Consider the following 14,947-nt stretch of genomic DNA (forward strand, 5'->3'; position numbering starts at 1 on the left):
TCCATTAGTGCTGTTTAGCCCAGGAATAGGATCTAATCCTGGTAGTCTTGCCATATCCGCAGGAGGCGCATGTGCCTTTTACGATGTTGTATGCGCTCCTTCCGCAACGGCGACAAGGTATGTGAGACTTGCCGCTTGATCTTTTACCCATAGAGGGAGTACCTTTTCCCATATCTTCATCTCCTTAGTAAATCTGATTACGGTGAAATATAGATCACATTGTCCCCGCGCACGATTGTCAAATCGAGCTTCCTCACCACTTCGTTATTCACAAGTTCTTCAGCGTTTTTAAGCACTAAATTCATGTGTGGGTCATATCCATCAAGGATTCCCCTGTATTCTCTGCCTGCTTTTAGCTCAACGATTACGGGACGATTAATCGTCTGATTCAGAACGGTGAGAGGTTTCTGCATTACATCCACCAGGAAACCCCATAAATCCAGGGACTATTTGAAGCTAACTACGACCGTCTTACAGAAATGCGCCGATCGTAGGTGCATCCAAACGATCCATATCATAAGCAATTATGCCCTCTCTCATGCCTCTGGCATCAAGTTTCCATCCATTGATATGAGCTATCAGAGATGCTCTCCACAGAACATCTAGTGCTGAAGTGGCTATCATGCCATAGTAAGCATTTGCGAGATAATCCTCATAGCCATAGTCGTCTACTAAATAATAGGTATAGCCCATTGAGCTGTCTCTGTTATTGAGCGTGTTTAGGTAATCAAGGAATATCTGTACGCCGTCACCTTCGGGTGACAGAAGCTCTACTTTCTGAGGATCAATCTTTCCTGCCGGGGTCAAAACACCATCGTCGCCCATAATCGCCCATTCAATTTCATTATCCTCTGCCATGAATACGTTCCATCTGTTGAGAGGGTCGCAGTATATGGGAGCTGAATAGATGTCTTCGGCAATGAGTGATTCCATTCCAGTTTCCATCGTTGAAATTTCCAGATCTTTCTTTGAATATTCTCTGCCTTCAACGTCGTCTGGGAGTTCCATTTCCTCATCTTCGCAGGACATGTCTAGAATCTTGGCAAGATACTGCAGACTTATCATCTGAGGGATCTTTTCTTTGACTTTTTTACGTAGATAATCCGGGCTCCTGTATGTACCTGCGTCTTTGCAGTTAACCTCAAATTCCTGATAGACCTCTTTTGATTGAGCCAGGTATTCTCTGAGCTCATCTATGTGATCTGAGACCATATTTGCTCCTACCACCAGAGCATCTTCCCCGGTCTTTCCCCAGACTCCACGGCATGACAGATCCAACTCTACCTGTATCCTGTCTCCTGAGTACAAGTGGAACGGAAACTGTCTGCAGTAATGTGGTCTATTGTTGTATATGGTGCATCTTCTATTTGGAGCTAGAAATATGCATGGCCCTTCCTTATTCTTAAGGGCCAGAGCTGTATATCTATGAGGTTCTGTCTTCTGAACTATGTTTTTTGGATAGTTCTTTTTGAAGAACGGAACTTCTTCAGGCAACACTTCTGCTTGGCACAGGCAGCACAGTCCGCACTCCTCATAACAGGTAAACATCTTGCCTTCAAGCTCAGATAAATCTACATCAAGATTTTGAATAGACAATTACATCCTTCCCAGCTCTGTCTCCGACGATGCTCCCCTCTTCGATGAGCAGATCTCCTCCAAGCATCACGGCCTGTGGAAATAGAGCATCAAATCCTTCAAACAAGCTCCAGCCGCACTTGCTATGCAGGTTCTTAACCTTTATGGCTTCCACGCGCCCTGGATTGACAATCATGAAGTCTGCGTCTTTTCCCAGCTCTATCGAGCCTTTATTTAGGTTGAATATTTCTGCTGGTTTTTCTGAGACTGCGTTAACAAATCTCTCTAATGGAAACTGCCCCTTTTTCACCATTGCAAGAAGAACAGGAACTGATGTTTCTACGCCAGGCATTCCTGAAGGTGCATAGCTGAATTCCTGTTCCTTATCCTCGATGGTATGAGGTGCATGATCTGATCCAATCATGCTTATTCTTCCATCTATCAGAGCTTTCATGAGTGCAAAACGGTCATTTCTGCTTCTCAAAGGCGGATTGACTTTGGCGTATGTACTATTTTCAATGCTGTCCTTATCGAAAAATAAATGATGTGCTGTAACTTCAGAAGTGAAATTTGTGGCTTGCAGTGCATCGAGGCCTGCCGAAGAGGACACATGACAAATATTGACTTTGCAGTCTGATTCTTTAAGCCTGTTTATTGCCGTCGCTTCAGCTTCAGGAGGTCTGTTTTTTGCATGATCTGAAATGTTTTTTTCCGGGTCTTTTTTAATCAGATTTTCATCTTCTGCATGTACACTGAGTACTTTGTTGCATTCTTTTGCATCTGCCAGAATCTTCTGAATGTCTGATTCTTCTGTAACCAGCAGCTTTCCTGTTGACGATCCCATAAACAACTTGAAGCCGACGGCATAGTGAGCCATACTCTTAAGGTCAGATCCAGGAACGCAGCCTGCAAAAAGACCATAGTCTACCCATGATTTCTTTGAGATCTGCTCCTTCTTTTCCAGAAGTGAATTCTTAGATACAGCGGGAGGAACTGTATTCGGCATATCCAAAACACAAGTGACACCTGCAAATGCCGCCGCCAGAGAGCCTGTTGAAAAATCTTCCTTATCGGTCAGTCCAGGGTCTCTGAAATGTACATGAGGATCAATCGAGCCAGGGAAGATTATACTGTCTTTGAAATTGATGCGGTCATCTCCTTTGAGGTTTTTTCCTATTTCAGAGATCTTGCCGTTGTCTATGCCTATGCACCAATTGGCTATGCTGCCTTTGACATATGCCCGGCCTTCAATTACCAGTTCACTCATTGCCCCTCATACCTCCTGATGTCTCCGCTTGGTGATGTTTCAGAGAAAATCTCTGCTTGAAATTTGAATACTCTTGTTTCAAGGCTTTTCCATGCCTTTGATCTGAGGCCGGCTTTAGCGCAGGCATGTGATAGAAATTCTTCAGAATCCCAGCCCCATTCTGTTGCCACCTGCGGAAGTAGAAGGCCTTTGTAATATCCCTGTTCTACAATCAAGCCGTCCTTTCCTATTTCTACCGCACCCGGTCTGTCCTCCGGTGCGACTGACAGAAGTTCTGGAATTGTCAATATAGATACTTCCACCGTAATAGTTTCCTCATCAGTGAGATCATTGAATCTAGGGTCATGGCATGCACTCTCAGCAGCCATTATTATTGCGTCTGCCAGCGGGTACACAGGCTCCGAGAATCCTATGCATCCCCTCAGTTCTCCGTCTGGATAAGTCTTCAGGGTTACAAACACTCCTCTTTTTTCATTAAACAGGGGAGAAGTATTTTCCACGTTTACTTTACCATTGCTGATTTCAGCATCCACCGCGCTTCTGGCTAGTTGGACTGCGAATATTCCTTCGTCTTCGTCCATGACGATACAATATGCATATTTCTGATAACAATCTGCCGATGGCCGCCGGGCCCACCGGTCAAGATATTTGTACCTCTTGAATGCAAAATTGACTTCATGGTATTCGAATCCAACATCCGTGTTTCTGACATCATGGTAGAGCCCGTCACTTGTGTAAGAGATTCTACCGTGAGGGAAGCTGCAACATTGATGAACTCTGCAAACAGCCGCGGAATCGTCATTATTGATAAAAATAATCCTGTAGGCATACTTACTGAAACTGATTTTGTTGAAAAAATTGCTGCTGAACGCAGAGATCCCGAATCAACTCTGGTATGCGATATCATGACTTCTCCTGTGATAACCGCTGCTCCAGAAGAGCTGCTTTCATCCACGGGCAAGAAAATGTCCAGCATGAAAATCCGATGTATGCCAGTTATTGCAAATGGTGAATTGATTGGTATAGTTTCAGAAGGTGATCTGGCAAAACTGGCGCCTATTCTAATTGAAAATGCTGCTGAACGGAGCGGCATTTGTTCCGATGCTCGTTTTGAAAGAGATCCAGTCTCATTAGCTGGTTATTGTGAAAACTGCGAAAATTATTCGTATGATCTGAGGCAGACAGGGGCGGTTTCCGGTCGAGGTCCCCTGTTGTGTGCCGAATGCAGAGATTTGTTTGTAAAAGATCCAATTGATTAGGAAAATTCAATTTTTTTCAAACCCTTCTCTTCTTTTTCTTCTGTTTTTGGCTCATCGCCTGCCTGCGATGGATTGGTGGCCGCATGAGCTATGGTTTTTACCAATGTAACTGTTTCTTTCCTAACCACTTCGTATTGATTTTTAACTTCCTGAGGAACAAGACCTTTGGGTATTACCGAGTCTACTGCAAGAATCATTTCTGTGGTAGCCCTCATAACATGATGTCTGGCTTCCGGAGGGAATAAGACATTGACTACCCTTTCAATGTCTTTTTTCAGGTCCGAATCATGTGGTGTGTATGTCTCATCACTCTGCTGGTTTTCGTTCTCCACTTACATCATCTCCCGGGAACATTATTCTTAACATGCCGTCCGTAAATTCTGCTTTTTCTGGCTCTTTCTGTATGAATGTAAATGGTAGAGACATCGATCTACGGTACTGGCCTGCTTCTACTACAAGGCTGTCCGAGGATTTATAGAGTTGCACTTTTTCTTTTGGCATGAATGGCAGCCTCAGTGCGATTATGTCCTTTCCATTCTCGCTGTATATCTCAATTGGTCTTTCGGTTGTAAATCTGCTTGTCGGATCTTCATCTTGGAATAGCATATCCCCAAGATATTCCAGCGACTTCATTCCCACGAGTTCTACAGGCAGCTGCTGGGCCTTCAGCATTTTTAAGGGATCAAAAGATTCCTGAATTATTTTCATGTACTTTTCCTGTTCAATTCTTTTCTGTGCAAAGTAGTCATCATTACCGTCTGGGAGCAGCCTGTTGATGACTAAGCACTCTACAGTGAGACCATAAAGACAGAGATATGTGTAAGCACGTTTTGTCTCATTAATGACCATCTTCTCAGGGTTTACCACGAGGCGTATCGATGTTATTTCAGGATCTTCCAGAATCTTCTGTACATTTTTCATTCTTCCAATCAGCATCTCCAGGTCTTTGAGCAGTTCTTCTGACGGCAGCGGGGTTGACATTACCTTTCCGATGGTCATTCTTGCTACTTTGATGAGGTTGTGAATTATACGGTAGAGCTTATCCGAATACCATTCTGATGATTCAGGAAATGACAGTAGTTTAATGGTCTCTCCAGTAGGGGCGGTATCCATTACGATTACATCGTATGTTCCTTTTTTATGAAAATCATCTAAATAGAACAATGCCGACATTAGTTCCATTCCCGGGATCACCGACATCTCCTTTGAAGTGATGCCATCAAGGCCTTGTGATACGAGGAAGTCCGAAATATATTTTTGAATCTCACTCCAGCGAGTTTCTAATTCATATAACATGTCTATTTCGATTGCATCCAAGTTTTCTTCAACTCGTGTAGGCTGTCCGCAGAGCTCGGTTTCCATGGAATCCGATACTGAATGTGCAGCATCTGTGGACATTATCAATGTCCTGTAACCCTTTCTAGCACATTTAAGAGCAGTTGCAGCCGCTACAGAAGTCTTTCCGACTCCACCTTTGCCTGTGTATATGATGAGCCTCATCCCGTCACCAGGCGTTTTAGGGTTCAACCAATACTTGAATGATGCGGATGTTTTGGCAGTTTTTATGATATGTAACTGCTTTTTCTGCGTCGATACCCTGCATATTCGTTTTTATTTTTCAACTGTGCATTAAGAATCTGTGTTTTAGAAATTGGTGGACAGGAGGGGATTTGAACCCCCCCCCGCTTTAAAATATTTACTTACTTCCGCCCTGAGCTTTGTATGATTCATACGTTACAATGGTTGTAATCTCCTCAGGATCCAGCCTGTTGTCATCAGACATATCGTTCAGATATGAAGAATACGTATCGATAAAGTATCTGAACGTGTCATTGCCTAAATCTTTGAATAATTCAGGATAGAATATCTCTGCCACATATGCTACCTTTACAATTATCGGCAGGGAAGCATTGATATAAACCACATCCTGGTACGAAGATGATTTTTCCACATGTTCTGCATATTTGTCCCACATGGCCACTTCATCTTCTTTGATGAAATCCATTGACCGGAATTCGACAATATGCTCAACGCCGTCCCATTTGGTTATTGATTCCGCTTCCTGAAGCTTTTGGGATCCATCTCCTTCAAGTCCGCAAATAACATCTCCGCCCGCAAGCTTCGTTGTCACAGAATATCCGGAATTGATCTCTGCTACATGAGTCCCCATGGACATTGCAATGCATGTTGTTTTTTTGCTTACAGATTCAAGTGCATCGTTTATTTTGTTGAGAACTTTGTATGAGTCTTCCACATAATCATACGCTTTGTCTTTGCATTCTCCTCCCAGCAGATAACCTAGCGTCAAGGCAGCGTCTATTGATTCGATAGGGTTAGAACATTTGATTTTTATTATTGGTATCTGCGCTGTGTGCAGCTGATCTGCATAATTGCCCAATGCAGAATCATTTAGACATAGAATCGCACCTATTCCACCTTCTGAACTTAGTTTCGAATCTATTTCAACAATACTTGAGTATGAAGCTGCAGTTATGGCTCTGCTGCCGTCAAGTTTCTTTGAAAAACCGTTATCCATTATACTCTGGGCAACTTCATATTCAGAAGATATGTACCCCGCCACTTTCTTTTCTCCGTTTATGTATATAAGAATCGGCAGCATTTCTGAATTAATGGATATGATATTTTTCAAGGGAACTTGAACCTTTACTTTGTTGTTTTCTTGATCAACTACAATTGCTTCTGTTTCTTTACCATTGATCAATTTGTTAACAATTTCCAAGTCTTTTTCATCTACCGCGCCATCATCATTCGCATCTGCGAATTTATATGCATCTTGACTGTATTTTCCGTCAATTATGCCTTGAATGATCTCTGTATCTTCAGAGTCCAGATAATTGTCTTCATTGGCATTGCCCATTATTGATAAAGCAACATCATAATCAACGCTGTTTTTCTTATCGTCACCGCTGTTTAAGCCGATTACCGCATATGCGGCACCAACTATTATCACGACAAGGATAACAGCCACTGCAGCTATCATCTTCTTATTCATAGTATCACTTGGATATATTATCCTATATTGTATGCAAATCATATTATTTAACCAATTACTTTTTAAAATAGGCTTAATAAGACAACTTATAAATAGACGCAGAATGTTGGATAATTAATCCAATCATGATGGAAAATAGCATTCTGAAAGAGTATCACGCTGTTGCAGCCAAGAGAGCGTTGCTGATCATAGTTTTCGTATTGTTGACAGTAACTGTCGCAATACTCTCATGTGCCGTTGGTACGCATACCTCATTCTTTGACGCATATCAAATCATACTCGATCACCTGCTGGGTGCAGAATATCCATTAAGATCTCCAGAATGGTGGAACGATTTCTACATCTTTGACGGAATTTTGCCGTGTGTGGTTATGTCCATTATTGCAGGTGCAGGGCTTGCTCTGGGCGGAACTGTAATGCAGAGTATGATGGGCAACCCTCTTGCTGATCCATATACTACAGGAATCTCCTCAGGTGCTTGTCTTGGAGCCGTATCTGCTTTAATTGTTGGTTTCTCATTTTCTTCAATAGCCGGGGAATACGGCATAATCTCGAGCTCCTTTGTATGTGCGCTGATTCCTGCGATTGTTGTAATTCTGATAACAAAATACGTTAACAGCTCACCCTCTACTATGATCCTCGTAGGTACGGCAATCTCTTATTTTTTCAATGCAGTAGTGACTCTGCTGATGATCAGCACAGACTCTGATACGCTCCATTCAGCATTTTTATGGCAGATCGGTTCAGTGTCTGGGTCGACATGGAGCGATATTCCTGTCATGTTTTTAACAGTATTAATCGCTTCAATTTTGGTACAGCTTGTTTCCAATAAGCTTAACATCATGGCACTGGGTGACAACAGCGCTAAAAGTCTGGGGCTTGATGTCGGCAAATTTAGAGTCATATGTCTTATTCTTCTCTCAGTTCTTACTGCAGCGATCATAAGCTATACTGGAATCATTGGTTTCATCGGCTTGATTTCGCCGCATCTGGCAAGGTTCCTTATAGGCGGAGACAACAAATTCGTTGTACCTCTTTCTATGGCGGTAGGTGCATTTACACTTGTATTCGCGGATGCACTTTCTCGTTCTCTTCTGTCATATACTGAGATCCCAGTGGGAGTTGTAATGTCATTCATAGGAGCTCCTGTATTCTTGTACATGGTGATGAGACAGAAATCTGATAAGGAGGTGTTTTAATCTCCGTTCTTCAAGGGCACCTTATTGAAATCTATCGAAAATCAAACTCTCTAAAACTGCTGTTTATAATAATCTGTGTACTGTCGTGTCTTATAGCGTTCATATTTACTTTATCTGTAGGAATTTATCACACAACTTTCTCTGAAGCACTAAATATTATTCTGGATCATCTACAAAATAGTATCAGCGATCCTCGTGTAGATGACATCGTATGGTCACGTGTTCCCAGTGCATTAGCTGCAGTTATTGCCGGAGCAGGCCTGGCCGTCGGTGGTTGCGTCATGCAGACAATGCTGCGCAATCCTCTTGCTGATCCCTACACAATGGGTGTGTCTTCAGGCGCGTCTCTCGGCGCATCATTGGGCATTGTATATGGTCTCTTTATATTCCCAAATCTTTCTTATGACACATCACTTGTACTCAATGCATTTGTCTTTTCATTAATTCCAGTGTTTGTAGTAGTTGCAATTTCCCGAAAAAAGAACATAACACCTACAAAGATGATCCTATCTGGAATAGCTGTAATGTATGTTTTTTCTGCAATTACTTCTCTACTCATGGTTACCGCAGATCCTGAGAATCTGTCAGAGGCCTATGCGTGGAGGGTCGGGACTCTGGCATTCATCAACTGGAATGATCTGCCGGTAATGTCAGGAGTTACCATAGCTGCCATATTGGTTCTGTGGATCGGTCATCGTAAACTTAACATTATGACGTCTGGTGAACGAACTTCGCAGAGTCTCGGTGTAAACTCCCAGAAACATATGATCCTGAGCATGACTATAATCTCTCTCATGACTGCAGCAATTGTCAGCTTTACTGGGACAATTGGATTTATTGGCTTAATCGGACCGCACATAGCCAGAATTTTTGTCGGTTCAAATACAAAATATCTGATTCCAGCATCGGCAGTGTTTGGTGCTTTGTTTCTGCTCATTGCAAATACATTTGCTAAAGTTGCAGGTGAAATGGGATTGCCAGTTGGTGTAATCAGTGCATTAGTTGGTTGTCCATTATTCATATTTATTTTAATAAAAACTAGAAAAAATGCATGGTGAGGTGATATTGTGAAAATATTTGTTGATGAGATAAGCTTTGGGTACTCCAGTGTAGACGTTTTAAAAGACATATCTCTTGAGATAAATGACCCGCAGTTAGTTTCCATAATCGGTCCCAATGGTGTTGGAAAATCTACGTTTATTCACTGTTTGAATAAAATTCTCTCTCCAACTTCGGGAACTGTCTTAATTGATGATAAAAACATAGAAAACATATCAATCAAGGATCTAGCAAAATTGGTGGGATATGTTCCATATTCTGCTAACGATACCTTTCCTCTTTCTGTTACGGACACGGTTTTAATGGGAAGGCATCCGCACGGCACATGGAAATCTCTTAACAGCGACTTAAAAAAAGTAGAGGAAGTGTTAGTATTGTTGGGAATAGAGCATCTCGCGATGCGTCCCTTTAATGAACTCTCTGCAGGACAGCATCAAAAGGTAATGCTTGCCAGAGGCCTTGTGCAGGAACCGAAAATTCTTCTTTTAGATGAACCAACTTCAAATCTTGACATCAAACACCAGATAGAAGTCACTCGTATGCTGAAAGAACTGTCCAGGTTGAAGAACATGATCATAATCATGATCAGCCACGATCTCAACATTGCTGCAAAATACTCAGATAACATGATCTTAATGTCGAAAGGAAAAATACATTCCGTGGGAAAGCCGCACGAAGTCATTACTGAATCAAATCTGCGTGAAATCTATAACATTTCATCAAGGATAATTGATGATCATGGTCGACCGCATGTCATTCTTGAGGATGACGATGATGAAGAAACCATCCCTCTTTGCGATACAGCTTATGTTTCTTCAGGAAGTATAATCAACGAATCTATAAAATTAGAGGGCGCGGGTGTAGAAAAAGTCCGATCTGGTTAAGGCTGACCGATAGAAAGAAATATAAGTAACAAAGCGTTGAAGGCAGTAGTATCGCATGATTTCTAATCATGTGGTATGTTGAATCCGTGGGCTCGTGGCTTAGCCTGGATATAGCACTGGCCTTCTAAGTCAGTGGTCGGGGGTTCGAATCCCCCCGAGCTCGCCATTCAAACAAAAGCTTCATATCTAACTACCGGTTCACGGTGGAAATAAATTAGGAGATTCACGATGAAACGAAGTTCACGCGCTTGGAAAAAGCGGGGTAAACAGAGATGGAAATGGCGCAAAAAGAAAATGAGGCGCCGAAAGAGGCAACAAAGGATGCGTAAAGCATAATGCTGAACCCTGGGGGTATGGGGTAACACGGCATCCTCGCGGGCTCCAGTTATCGAGAATGACTGCGAACGGGTTTGCTGACCGGTGATGACTAACTGGAGCGCTGACTCGTTAATTCGCATGGGGTCGCTCCCCATGTGGTGGAAACCCGCTGATCTGGGTTCAAATCCCAGTGCCCCCACTTAACGCATCAATTGTTGTATCTTTGTATTGACCACCTAAACTTTTTAAGCTAGTCACTGAAACGCTGTATATATGGCCCGGTTGGGGTAGCCTGGCATCCTGTGGGACTGTGGATCCCTAGACTCGAGTTCAAATCTCGGACCGGGCCCCTTAATTACAGTTTCTTAAGTACTGTGTTTTGCATTTCTTTTCATTTATCTGATTTTCAAACAGTGGCAGGTACATCATTTTTAATTATATCCAGTCTGTATCTCCCAGAGTTATATGACACTTAATGTACTCGTTTTTTAGCATTTTTTTAATATTATCATCCAGATCTGGTCCTTTCCAGATCATGCTCATTTTTATGTCTCCAGTGTATCTTTCTTCCACAAGGAATCCTGCTGCAGACATTCTCCTGCCATACGGGTGTTCATTCGGTAAAAGACATAACAAGCTGCATGCTTCTGTTTCTGTAGCATATTGTATTGCTTTTACAATCAAAGAATCCAGAGCTTTAGTATCCTTAGGAGATATGAGCAGGTCGGCTATGGAGGCATCATTTCCCCTTCTTCCAATTATAATATACCCGACAAGCTCTTTGTTTCTTCTTGCGCAGAATGCTTTGAACTGCCCAGCTCTTGGATCAAGATATCTCCAATTGAGGTTACCGGGGCGTCTAGCCGCAATAAGATCAAAATTCTTGGAACATTTTTCAAAAAATTCTTGAAATTCCTTTCCAAATTCCGTTATCTCTTCAATTTCTATGTCTGGTGATGACGAAACCTTTCTCATTGATTTGATTGCTGAGTAAGCTATCCGTTTAGCCTTGCCCACGCTGCCCTGGAAAAATTCGTCTAAGTCTATCACACATCTAAATTGAATGAATTTCAAAGGTACGATTTCAAACCCTCTTTTTTCTAAGCTTACATAGGATGATGCTTTATTGGGAAACCCATAATCCAATTTCACGCCCAGATCTTCTTTTATGCTGTCTCTGCAGTCTGACACTCTGCTTATTAATCCCTTTCCTCTGAATTCAGGGCTGGTGCAGAGGTCGGTTCCCTGAGCCGAGAGGGTAGGCTTTCCCCGCAGAATAATTTCAGACGGTATCGAGGCAGCAGCTGAGATCAAGTTATTGTTGCATTCTGCTATGCAGACAGCAGCTTTACTTACCGGATTATCCAGATATTTCCATTTCCAATGCTCAGTTGGTACAACTCCCCTCGGAGCTCTCCATCCCATGTACATTTCTAAAAAAGGGACTATTTTCTCCTCATCCCCAAGACGATAGGGTCTTACGAAAATCTCTTCATTGATTGTTTTATCGGACATCTGCAGAATCCCGGATAGTTTCTGCAACATGTTGGATATATACCAACCGGCAAGAGGTTATAGCACGTTGTTATTTGCTATCCCGAATGAGCTACGAAGGTCCACTTGAGAAAATAGATGATTTCCGCTGGAAGATTCCGCGCGATTATAAATCCGGAATGAATACTGATGCAGTCATATATTCTGGAGGTGAAATGCTCCAGGCACTGAGAGAAGACGATGCACCAGAGCAGGCCGCAAATGTTTCATGTCTGCCGGGTATTGTAGGCAACTCTTTGGCAATGCCAGATATTCACTGGGGATATGGTTTTCCCATCGGAGGAGTTGCGGCTATGGATGCTGACGAGGGTGTAATCTCTCCAGGTGGAATTGGGTTCGATATAAATTGTGGAGTCAGGCTGGTACGCACAGATCTGGAGATTGCGGATGTCCAGCCACATATCAAAGAGTTAATCTCTACGCTTTTCAAAAACGTTCCTTCCGGAGTAGGTTCTGAAGGTCTCATCAATCTCACCAAAAGCCAGATTGATGAGGTATTGCTAGAAGGTGGAGAATGGGCAGTTAGAAATGGTTATGGCTGGGATGAAGATCTGCTTGTTACCGAAGAAGAAGGCAGAATGAAGAATGCTGACCCTTCCAAGGTAAGCGACAAATCAAGAAAAAGAGGGATTCCCCAGCTTGGTTCACTGGGCTCTGGAAATCACTTCCTCGAAGTCGATTATGTCGAGGACATTTTTGATGAGGATGCTGCTAAAGCCTTCGGGCTCAGAAAAGGCCAGATAACTGTAACTGTTCACTGCGGCTCCAGAGGCTGCGGTCATCAGATCGCAACGGATTATCTGCAGGTAATGGAAAGAAATGTGAAACAAGTTGGACTGCAGCTGCCGGACAGGCAACTCGCATGCGCTCCTGTAAACAGCAAAGACGGAGAAAACTATTTCAAAGCCATGGCCTGCGGGGCTAACTATGCCTGGGCAAACAGACAGATGATCCTTCACTGGATCAGAGAATCATTCGAAGAGTGCTTCAAACGTGATGCTGAAAACATGGGTATGCATCAGGTATACGATGTGGCTCATAACATTGCTAAATTAGAAGAGCACAATGTGGATGGACAGCGCAGAAAGGTATACGTACACCGCAAAGGTGCAACAAGAGCTTTTCCGAAGGAGCATCCAGAAATTCCGTCGTGCTATTCTTCAGTCGGTCAGCCTGTGCTTATCCCTGGAGACATGGGTCATGGAAGTTATGTTCTGGTCGGTACAGAATGCGGAATGGCTGAGACTTTTGGCTCTACATGCCACGGTGCCGGCAGAATAATGTCCCGTTCCGAAGCAATACGTAAATTTACTGTGCAGGGCATAAAAACAAACATGGAAGGAAGAGGGATTTTCCTGAAATCAGCTACCAAGGATGGAATCCTCGAGGAAGCTCCAGATGCTTACAAAAGCATTGAAAACGTCATCGACGTAGTTGCCGGAGCCGGACTCTCCAAGAAGGTAGCCAAACTAGTGCCATTAGGCGTCATGAAGGGTTAATCAAACAGAACCTTGGCTGCAGCTTTCCTAACATCTTCCACGTAGCGCTGCGGGGAGGAAACCAGGAATGCCCAGTCATGGACACTTCTTGCCTGAATTGCTCTTGCCAGCGGGCTGTATTTTGATAAGGTTCTCACACGCCCGTTATCAAGAACTGGCACGTCAGTCTTGCCGATCGTGAGCTCCTCCAAAAGGATTGACTTGCTCGGAATATCTAACGTAACATCCGAATGAGAAACTCCAGCTCTGTCGGCAATTTCAATCTCTTTCTGCTTTCTTTTCTTGTAGTCTGCAACTTCAATGAGCCTTTTTCTCTGCTCATCATCAAGCGATGATGCTGTCTCGCTTAGAGCTTTTTTGTATAATCTGCGGTAATTAAGCAGAGTCATAATCCTCTGTGAATCTTCGTTAGTGTTTTCAAGTGCTAAACTAAGCGCCGAGTCTGTATTCAGATGTGCATCATTTAGAATCGATGGTGGAACGGCATCTATTGCTTTGCAAAGCATCATTTCGGCAATTCTCACAGTTTTATGAAAATAAACTGAGGTGTACATTAAAGAACGAGCCACCATCAGACCTTCTACTGCTACCAGGCCGCTTTTATGTATCGCTAGACCGCCATGAGCTATTGCTACAGTTTGCATCAGTCTATCCACATCGATAGTTCCATGTGCTACTCCTGTGTAATAAGCATCTCTCTGAAGATAGTCCATCTGATCTACGTCCAGCGGTCCAGAGATTATATTCTCGAGATACCTCTTTTCTCCAAAGCTTCCCTGACCATTTTCTAAATCAAAATGTGTCTGGCCGTTAGGCGACTCTTTGCTTGATGTAGAAATGAGACTACAGACTTCCTCTGCAGATATTCCTTCATTTTCCAATACCTCAGCAATTGGAGCAATTTCGCCCATTATCTTTGTATATCTTTCCGGCACGAATGGAATCTTTCCCATGATGATATCGCATGTCGTATTCATATGGTCCATTCCAGTGATATTTTCGATCACTTCTTCCAATGTATGAGAATATGGTGCATGTCCTAAGTCGTGAAGCATTGCGGCTGCACAGACAGTATTAGTATCTTCTTTGGTGAGTTCGAGAGCTGCAGCCATATTTTTAGCCATATGGTATGTGCCAAGAGAATGCTCTAGCCTGGTGTGGTTAGCTCCTGGAAAAACATAATACGCTAAGCCCAATTGATGAATGGATTGAAGACGCTGCATCTCTGGTCGCTGAAGAAGTTCTAAAAAAATACCCTCTACCTTTACACTGCCGTGCACACTGTCATGAATGACTTTAGATGACACGTTATAAAGATGT

General features: G+C 42.9%; 15 protein-coding genes and 3 tRNA genes. 8 read left to right on the top strand and 10 right to left on the bottom strand.

What is annotated here, in order from left to right; all coding sequences use genetic code 11:
- Positions 1-4: 4 nt before the first annotated feature.
- From H729_RS09375 to H729_RS01640, 5 genes are read right to left on the bottom strand one after another with little or no spacing between them, the layout of a single operon-like run.
- The gene (locus H729_RS09375) at positions 5-172 is read right to left on the bottom strand and encodes a 50S ribosomal protein L37e (RefSeq protein WP_020448256.1); all 168 of its coding nucleotides are present in this window, start codon (positions 170-172) and stop codon (positions 5-7) included.
- Positions 173-197: 25 nt separating this feature from the next.
- Entirely contained in the window at positions 198-413 is a 216-nt protein-coding gene (locus H729_RS01625; RefSeq protein WP_020448257.1) for an LSM domain-containing protein, read from the bottom strand.
- A gap of 58 nt (positions 414-471) precedes the next feature.
- Positions 472-1,596 (bottom strand): YkgJ family cysteine cluster protein, encoded by a 1,125-nt coding sequence (locus tag H729_RS01630; protein WP_020448258.1) that lies wholly within the window; start codon positions 1,594-1,596, stop codon positions 472-474.
- Positions 1,577-2,842: a dihydroorotase gene (locus H729_RS01635; RefSeq protein ID WP_020448259.1), complete on the bottom strand. Its 1,266-nt coding sequence runs from the start codon at positions 2,840-2,842 to the stop codon at positions 1,577-1,579. The genes H729_RS01630 and H729_RS01635 overlap by 20 nt, the downstream gene beginning before the upstream one ends.
- Entirely contained in the window at positions 2,839-3,423 is a 585-nt protein-coding gene (locus tag H729_RS01640) for a TIGR00296 family protein (protein WP_020448260.1), read from the bottom strand. The genes H729_RS01635 and H729_RS01640 overlap by 4 nt, the downstream gene beginning before the upstream one ends.
- A gap of 96 nt (positions 3,424-3,519) precedes the next feature.
- On the opposite strand from H729_RS01640, the gene H729_RS01645 reads away from it, so the two are divergent.
- Positions 3,520-4,101 (top strand): CBS domain-containing protein, encoded by a 582-nt coding sequence (locus H729_RS01645; protein ID WP_020448261.1) that lies wholly within the window; start codon positions 3,520-3,522, stop codon positions 4,099-4,101.
- On the opposite strand, the gene H729_RS01650 is transcribed toward H729_RS01645, so the two are convergent.
- From H729_RS01650 to H729_RS01660, 3 genes are all read right to left on the bottom strand, one after another.
- Positions 4,098-4,433, bottom strand: coding sequence for a hypothetical protein (locus H729_RS01650; protein WP_020448262.1), 336 nt, complete (start codon positions 4,431-4,433; stop codon positions 4,098-4,100). The two genes, H729_RS01645 and H729_RS01650, sit on opposite strands and share 4 nt — an antisense overlap.
- Complete coding sequence (locus H729_RS01655; RefSeq protein WP_020448263.1) at positions 4,408-5,601, bottom strand: ArsA family ATPase; 1,194 nt, start codon at positions 5,599-5,601, stop codon at positions 4,408-4,410. The genes H729_RS01650 and H729_RS01655 overlap by 26 nt, the downstream gene beginning before the upstream one ends.
- Positions 5,602-5,797: 196 nt before the next feature.
- Entirely contained in the window at positions 5,798-7,114 is a 1,317-nt protein-coding gene (locus tag H729_RS01660) for a hypothetical protein (RefSeq protein ID WP_020448264.1), read from the bottom strand.
- 125 nt (positions 7,115-7,239) lie between these two features.
- Between H729_RS01660 and H729_RS01665 the strand changes: the two genes are divergently transcribed.
- From H729_RS01665 to H729_RS01685, 6 genes are all read left to right on the top strand, one after another.
- A complete protein-coding gene (locus H729_RS01665; RefSeq protein WP_020448265.1) occupies positions 7,240-8,313 on the top strand; it encodes a FecCD family ABC transporter permease in 1,074 nt (357 codons plus the stop codon).
- 92 nt (positions 8,314-8,405) lie between these two features.
- The gene (locus H729_RS01670; RefSeq protein ID WP_256365375.1) at positions 8,406-9,371 is read left to right on the top strand and encodes a FecCD family ABC transporter permease; all 966 of its coding nucleotides are present in this window, start codon (positions 8,406-8,408) and stop codon (positions 9,369-9,371) included.
- A gap of 9 nt (positions 9,372-9,380) precedes the next feature.
- Positions 9,381-10,256 carry an ABC transporter ATP-binding protein gene (locus H729_RS01675; protein WP_020448267.1) on the top strand — a complete coding sequence of 292 codons (876 nt, stop codon included), beginning with the start codon at positions 9,381-9,383 and terminating at the stop codon, positions 10,254-10,256.
- Positions 10,257-10,344: 88 nt separating this feature from the next.
- Positions 10,345-10,422 (top strand) — tRNA-Arg (locus H729_RS01680).
- Positions 10,423-10,603: 181 nt separating this feature from the next.
- A tRNA-Trp gene (locus H729_RS09865) sits at positions 10,604-10,773 on the top strand.
- A 77-nt stretch (positions 10,774-10,850) separates the two neighbouring features.
- Positions 10,851-10,923 (top strand) — tRNA-His (locus H729_RS01685).
- Positions 10,924-11,009: 86 nt separating this feature from the next.
- Here H729_RS01685 and H729_RS01690 read toward each other — a convergent pair.
- Positions 11,010-12,119 carry a GNAT family N-acetyltransferase gene (locus H729_RS01690; RefSeq protein WP_081633083.1) on the bottom strand — a complete coding sequence of 370 codons (1,110 nt, stop codon included), beginning with the start codon at positions 12,117-12,119 and terminating at the stop codon, positions 11,010-11,012.
- 56 nt (positions 12,120-12,175) lie between these two features.
- On the opposite strand from H729_RS01690, the gene H729_RS01695 reads away from it, so the two are divergent.
- Positions 12,176-13,627, top strand: coding sequence for an RtcB family protein (locus H729_RS01695; protein ID WP_020448269.1), 1,452 nt, complete (start codon positions 12,176-12,178; stop codon positions 13,625-13,627).
- On the opposite strand, the gene H729_RS01700 is transcribed toward H729_RS01695, so the two are convergent.
- Positions 13,624-14,934, bottom strand: a complete 1,311-nt coding sequence (locus tag H729_RS01700) for an HD domain-containing protein (RefSeq protein WP_048133804.1) — start codon at positions 14,932-14,934, stop codon at positions 13,624-13,626. The two genes, H729_RS01695 and H729_RS01700, sit on opposite strands and share 4 nt — an antisense overlap.
- Positions 14,935-14,947: the final 13 nt, after the last annotated feature.

Source organism: Candidatus Methanomassiliicoccus intestinalis Issoire-Mx1 (genome assembly GCF_000404225.1).
Classification (GTDB): domain Archaea; phylum Thermoplasmatota; class Thermoplasmata; order Methanomassiliicoccales; family Methanomassiliicoccaceae; genus Methanomassiliicoccus_A; species Methanomassiliicoccus_A intestinalis.

Coding starts and splice junctions, on each gene's coding strand:
- H729_RS01655 (WP_020448263.1), bottom strand. CDS start 5,601: ATGAGGCTCATCATATACACAGGCAAAGGTGGAGTCGGAAAGACTTCT.
- H729_RS01665 (WP_020448265.1), top strand. CDS start 7,240: ATGATGGAAAATAGCATTCTGAAAGAGTATCACGCTGTTGCAGCCAAG.
- H729_RS09375 (WP_020448256.1), bottom strand. CDS start 172: ATGGGAAAAGGTACTCCCTCTATGGGTAAAAGATCAAGCGGCAAGTCT.
- H729_RS01690 (WP_081633083.1), bottom strand. CDS start 12,119: ATGTTGCAGAAACTATCCGGGATTCTGCAGATGTCCGATAAAACAATC.
- H729_RS01695 (WP_020448269.1), top strand. CDS start 12,176: ATGAGCTACGAAGGTCCACTTGAGAAAATAGATGATTTCCGCTGGAAG.
- H729_RS01645 (WP_020448261.1), top strand. CDS start 3,520: ATGGTATTCGAATCCAACATCCGTGTTTCTGACATCATGGTAGAGCCC.
- H729_RS01635 (WP_020448259.1), bottom strand. CDS start 2,842: ATGAGTGAACTGGTAATTGAAGGCCGGGCATATGTCAAAGGCAGCATA.
- H729_RS01660 (WP_020448264.1), bottom strand. CDS start 7,114: ATGAATAAGAAGATGATAGCTGCAGTGGCTGTTATCCTTGTCGTGATA.
- H729_RS01640 (WP_020448260.1), bottom strand. CDS start 3,423: ATGGACGAAGACGAAGGAATATTCGCAGTCCAACTAGCCAGAAGCGCG.
- H729_RS01625 (WP_020448257.1), bottom strand. CDS start 413: ATGCAGAAACCTCTCACCGTTCTGAATCAGACGATTAATCGTCCCGTA.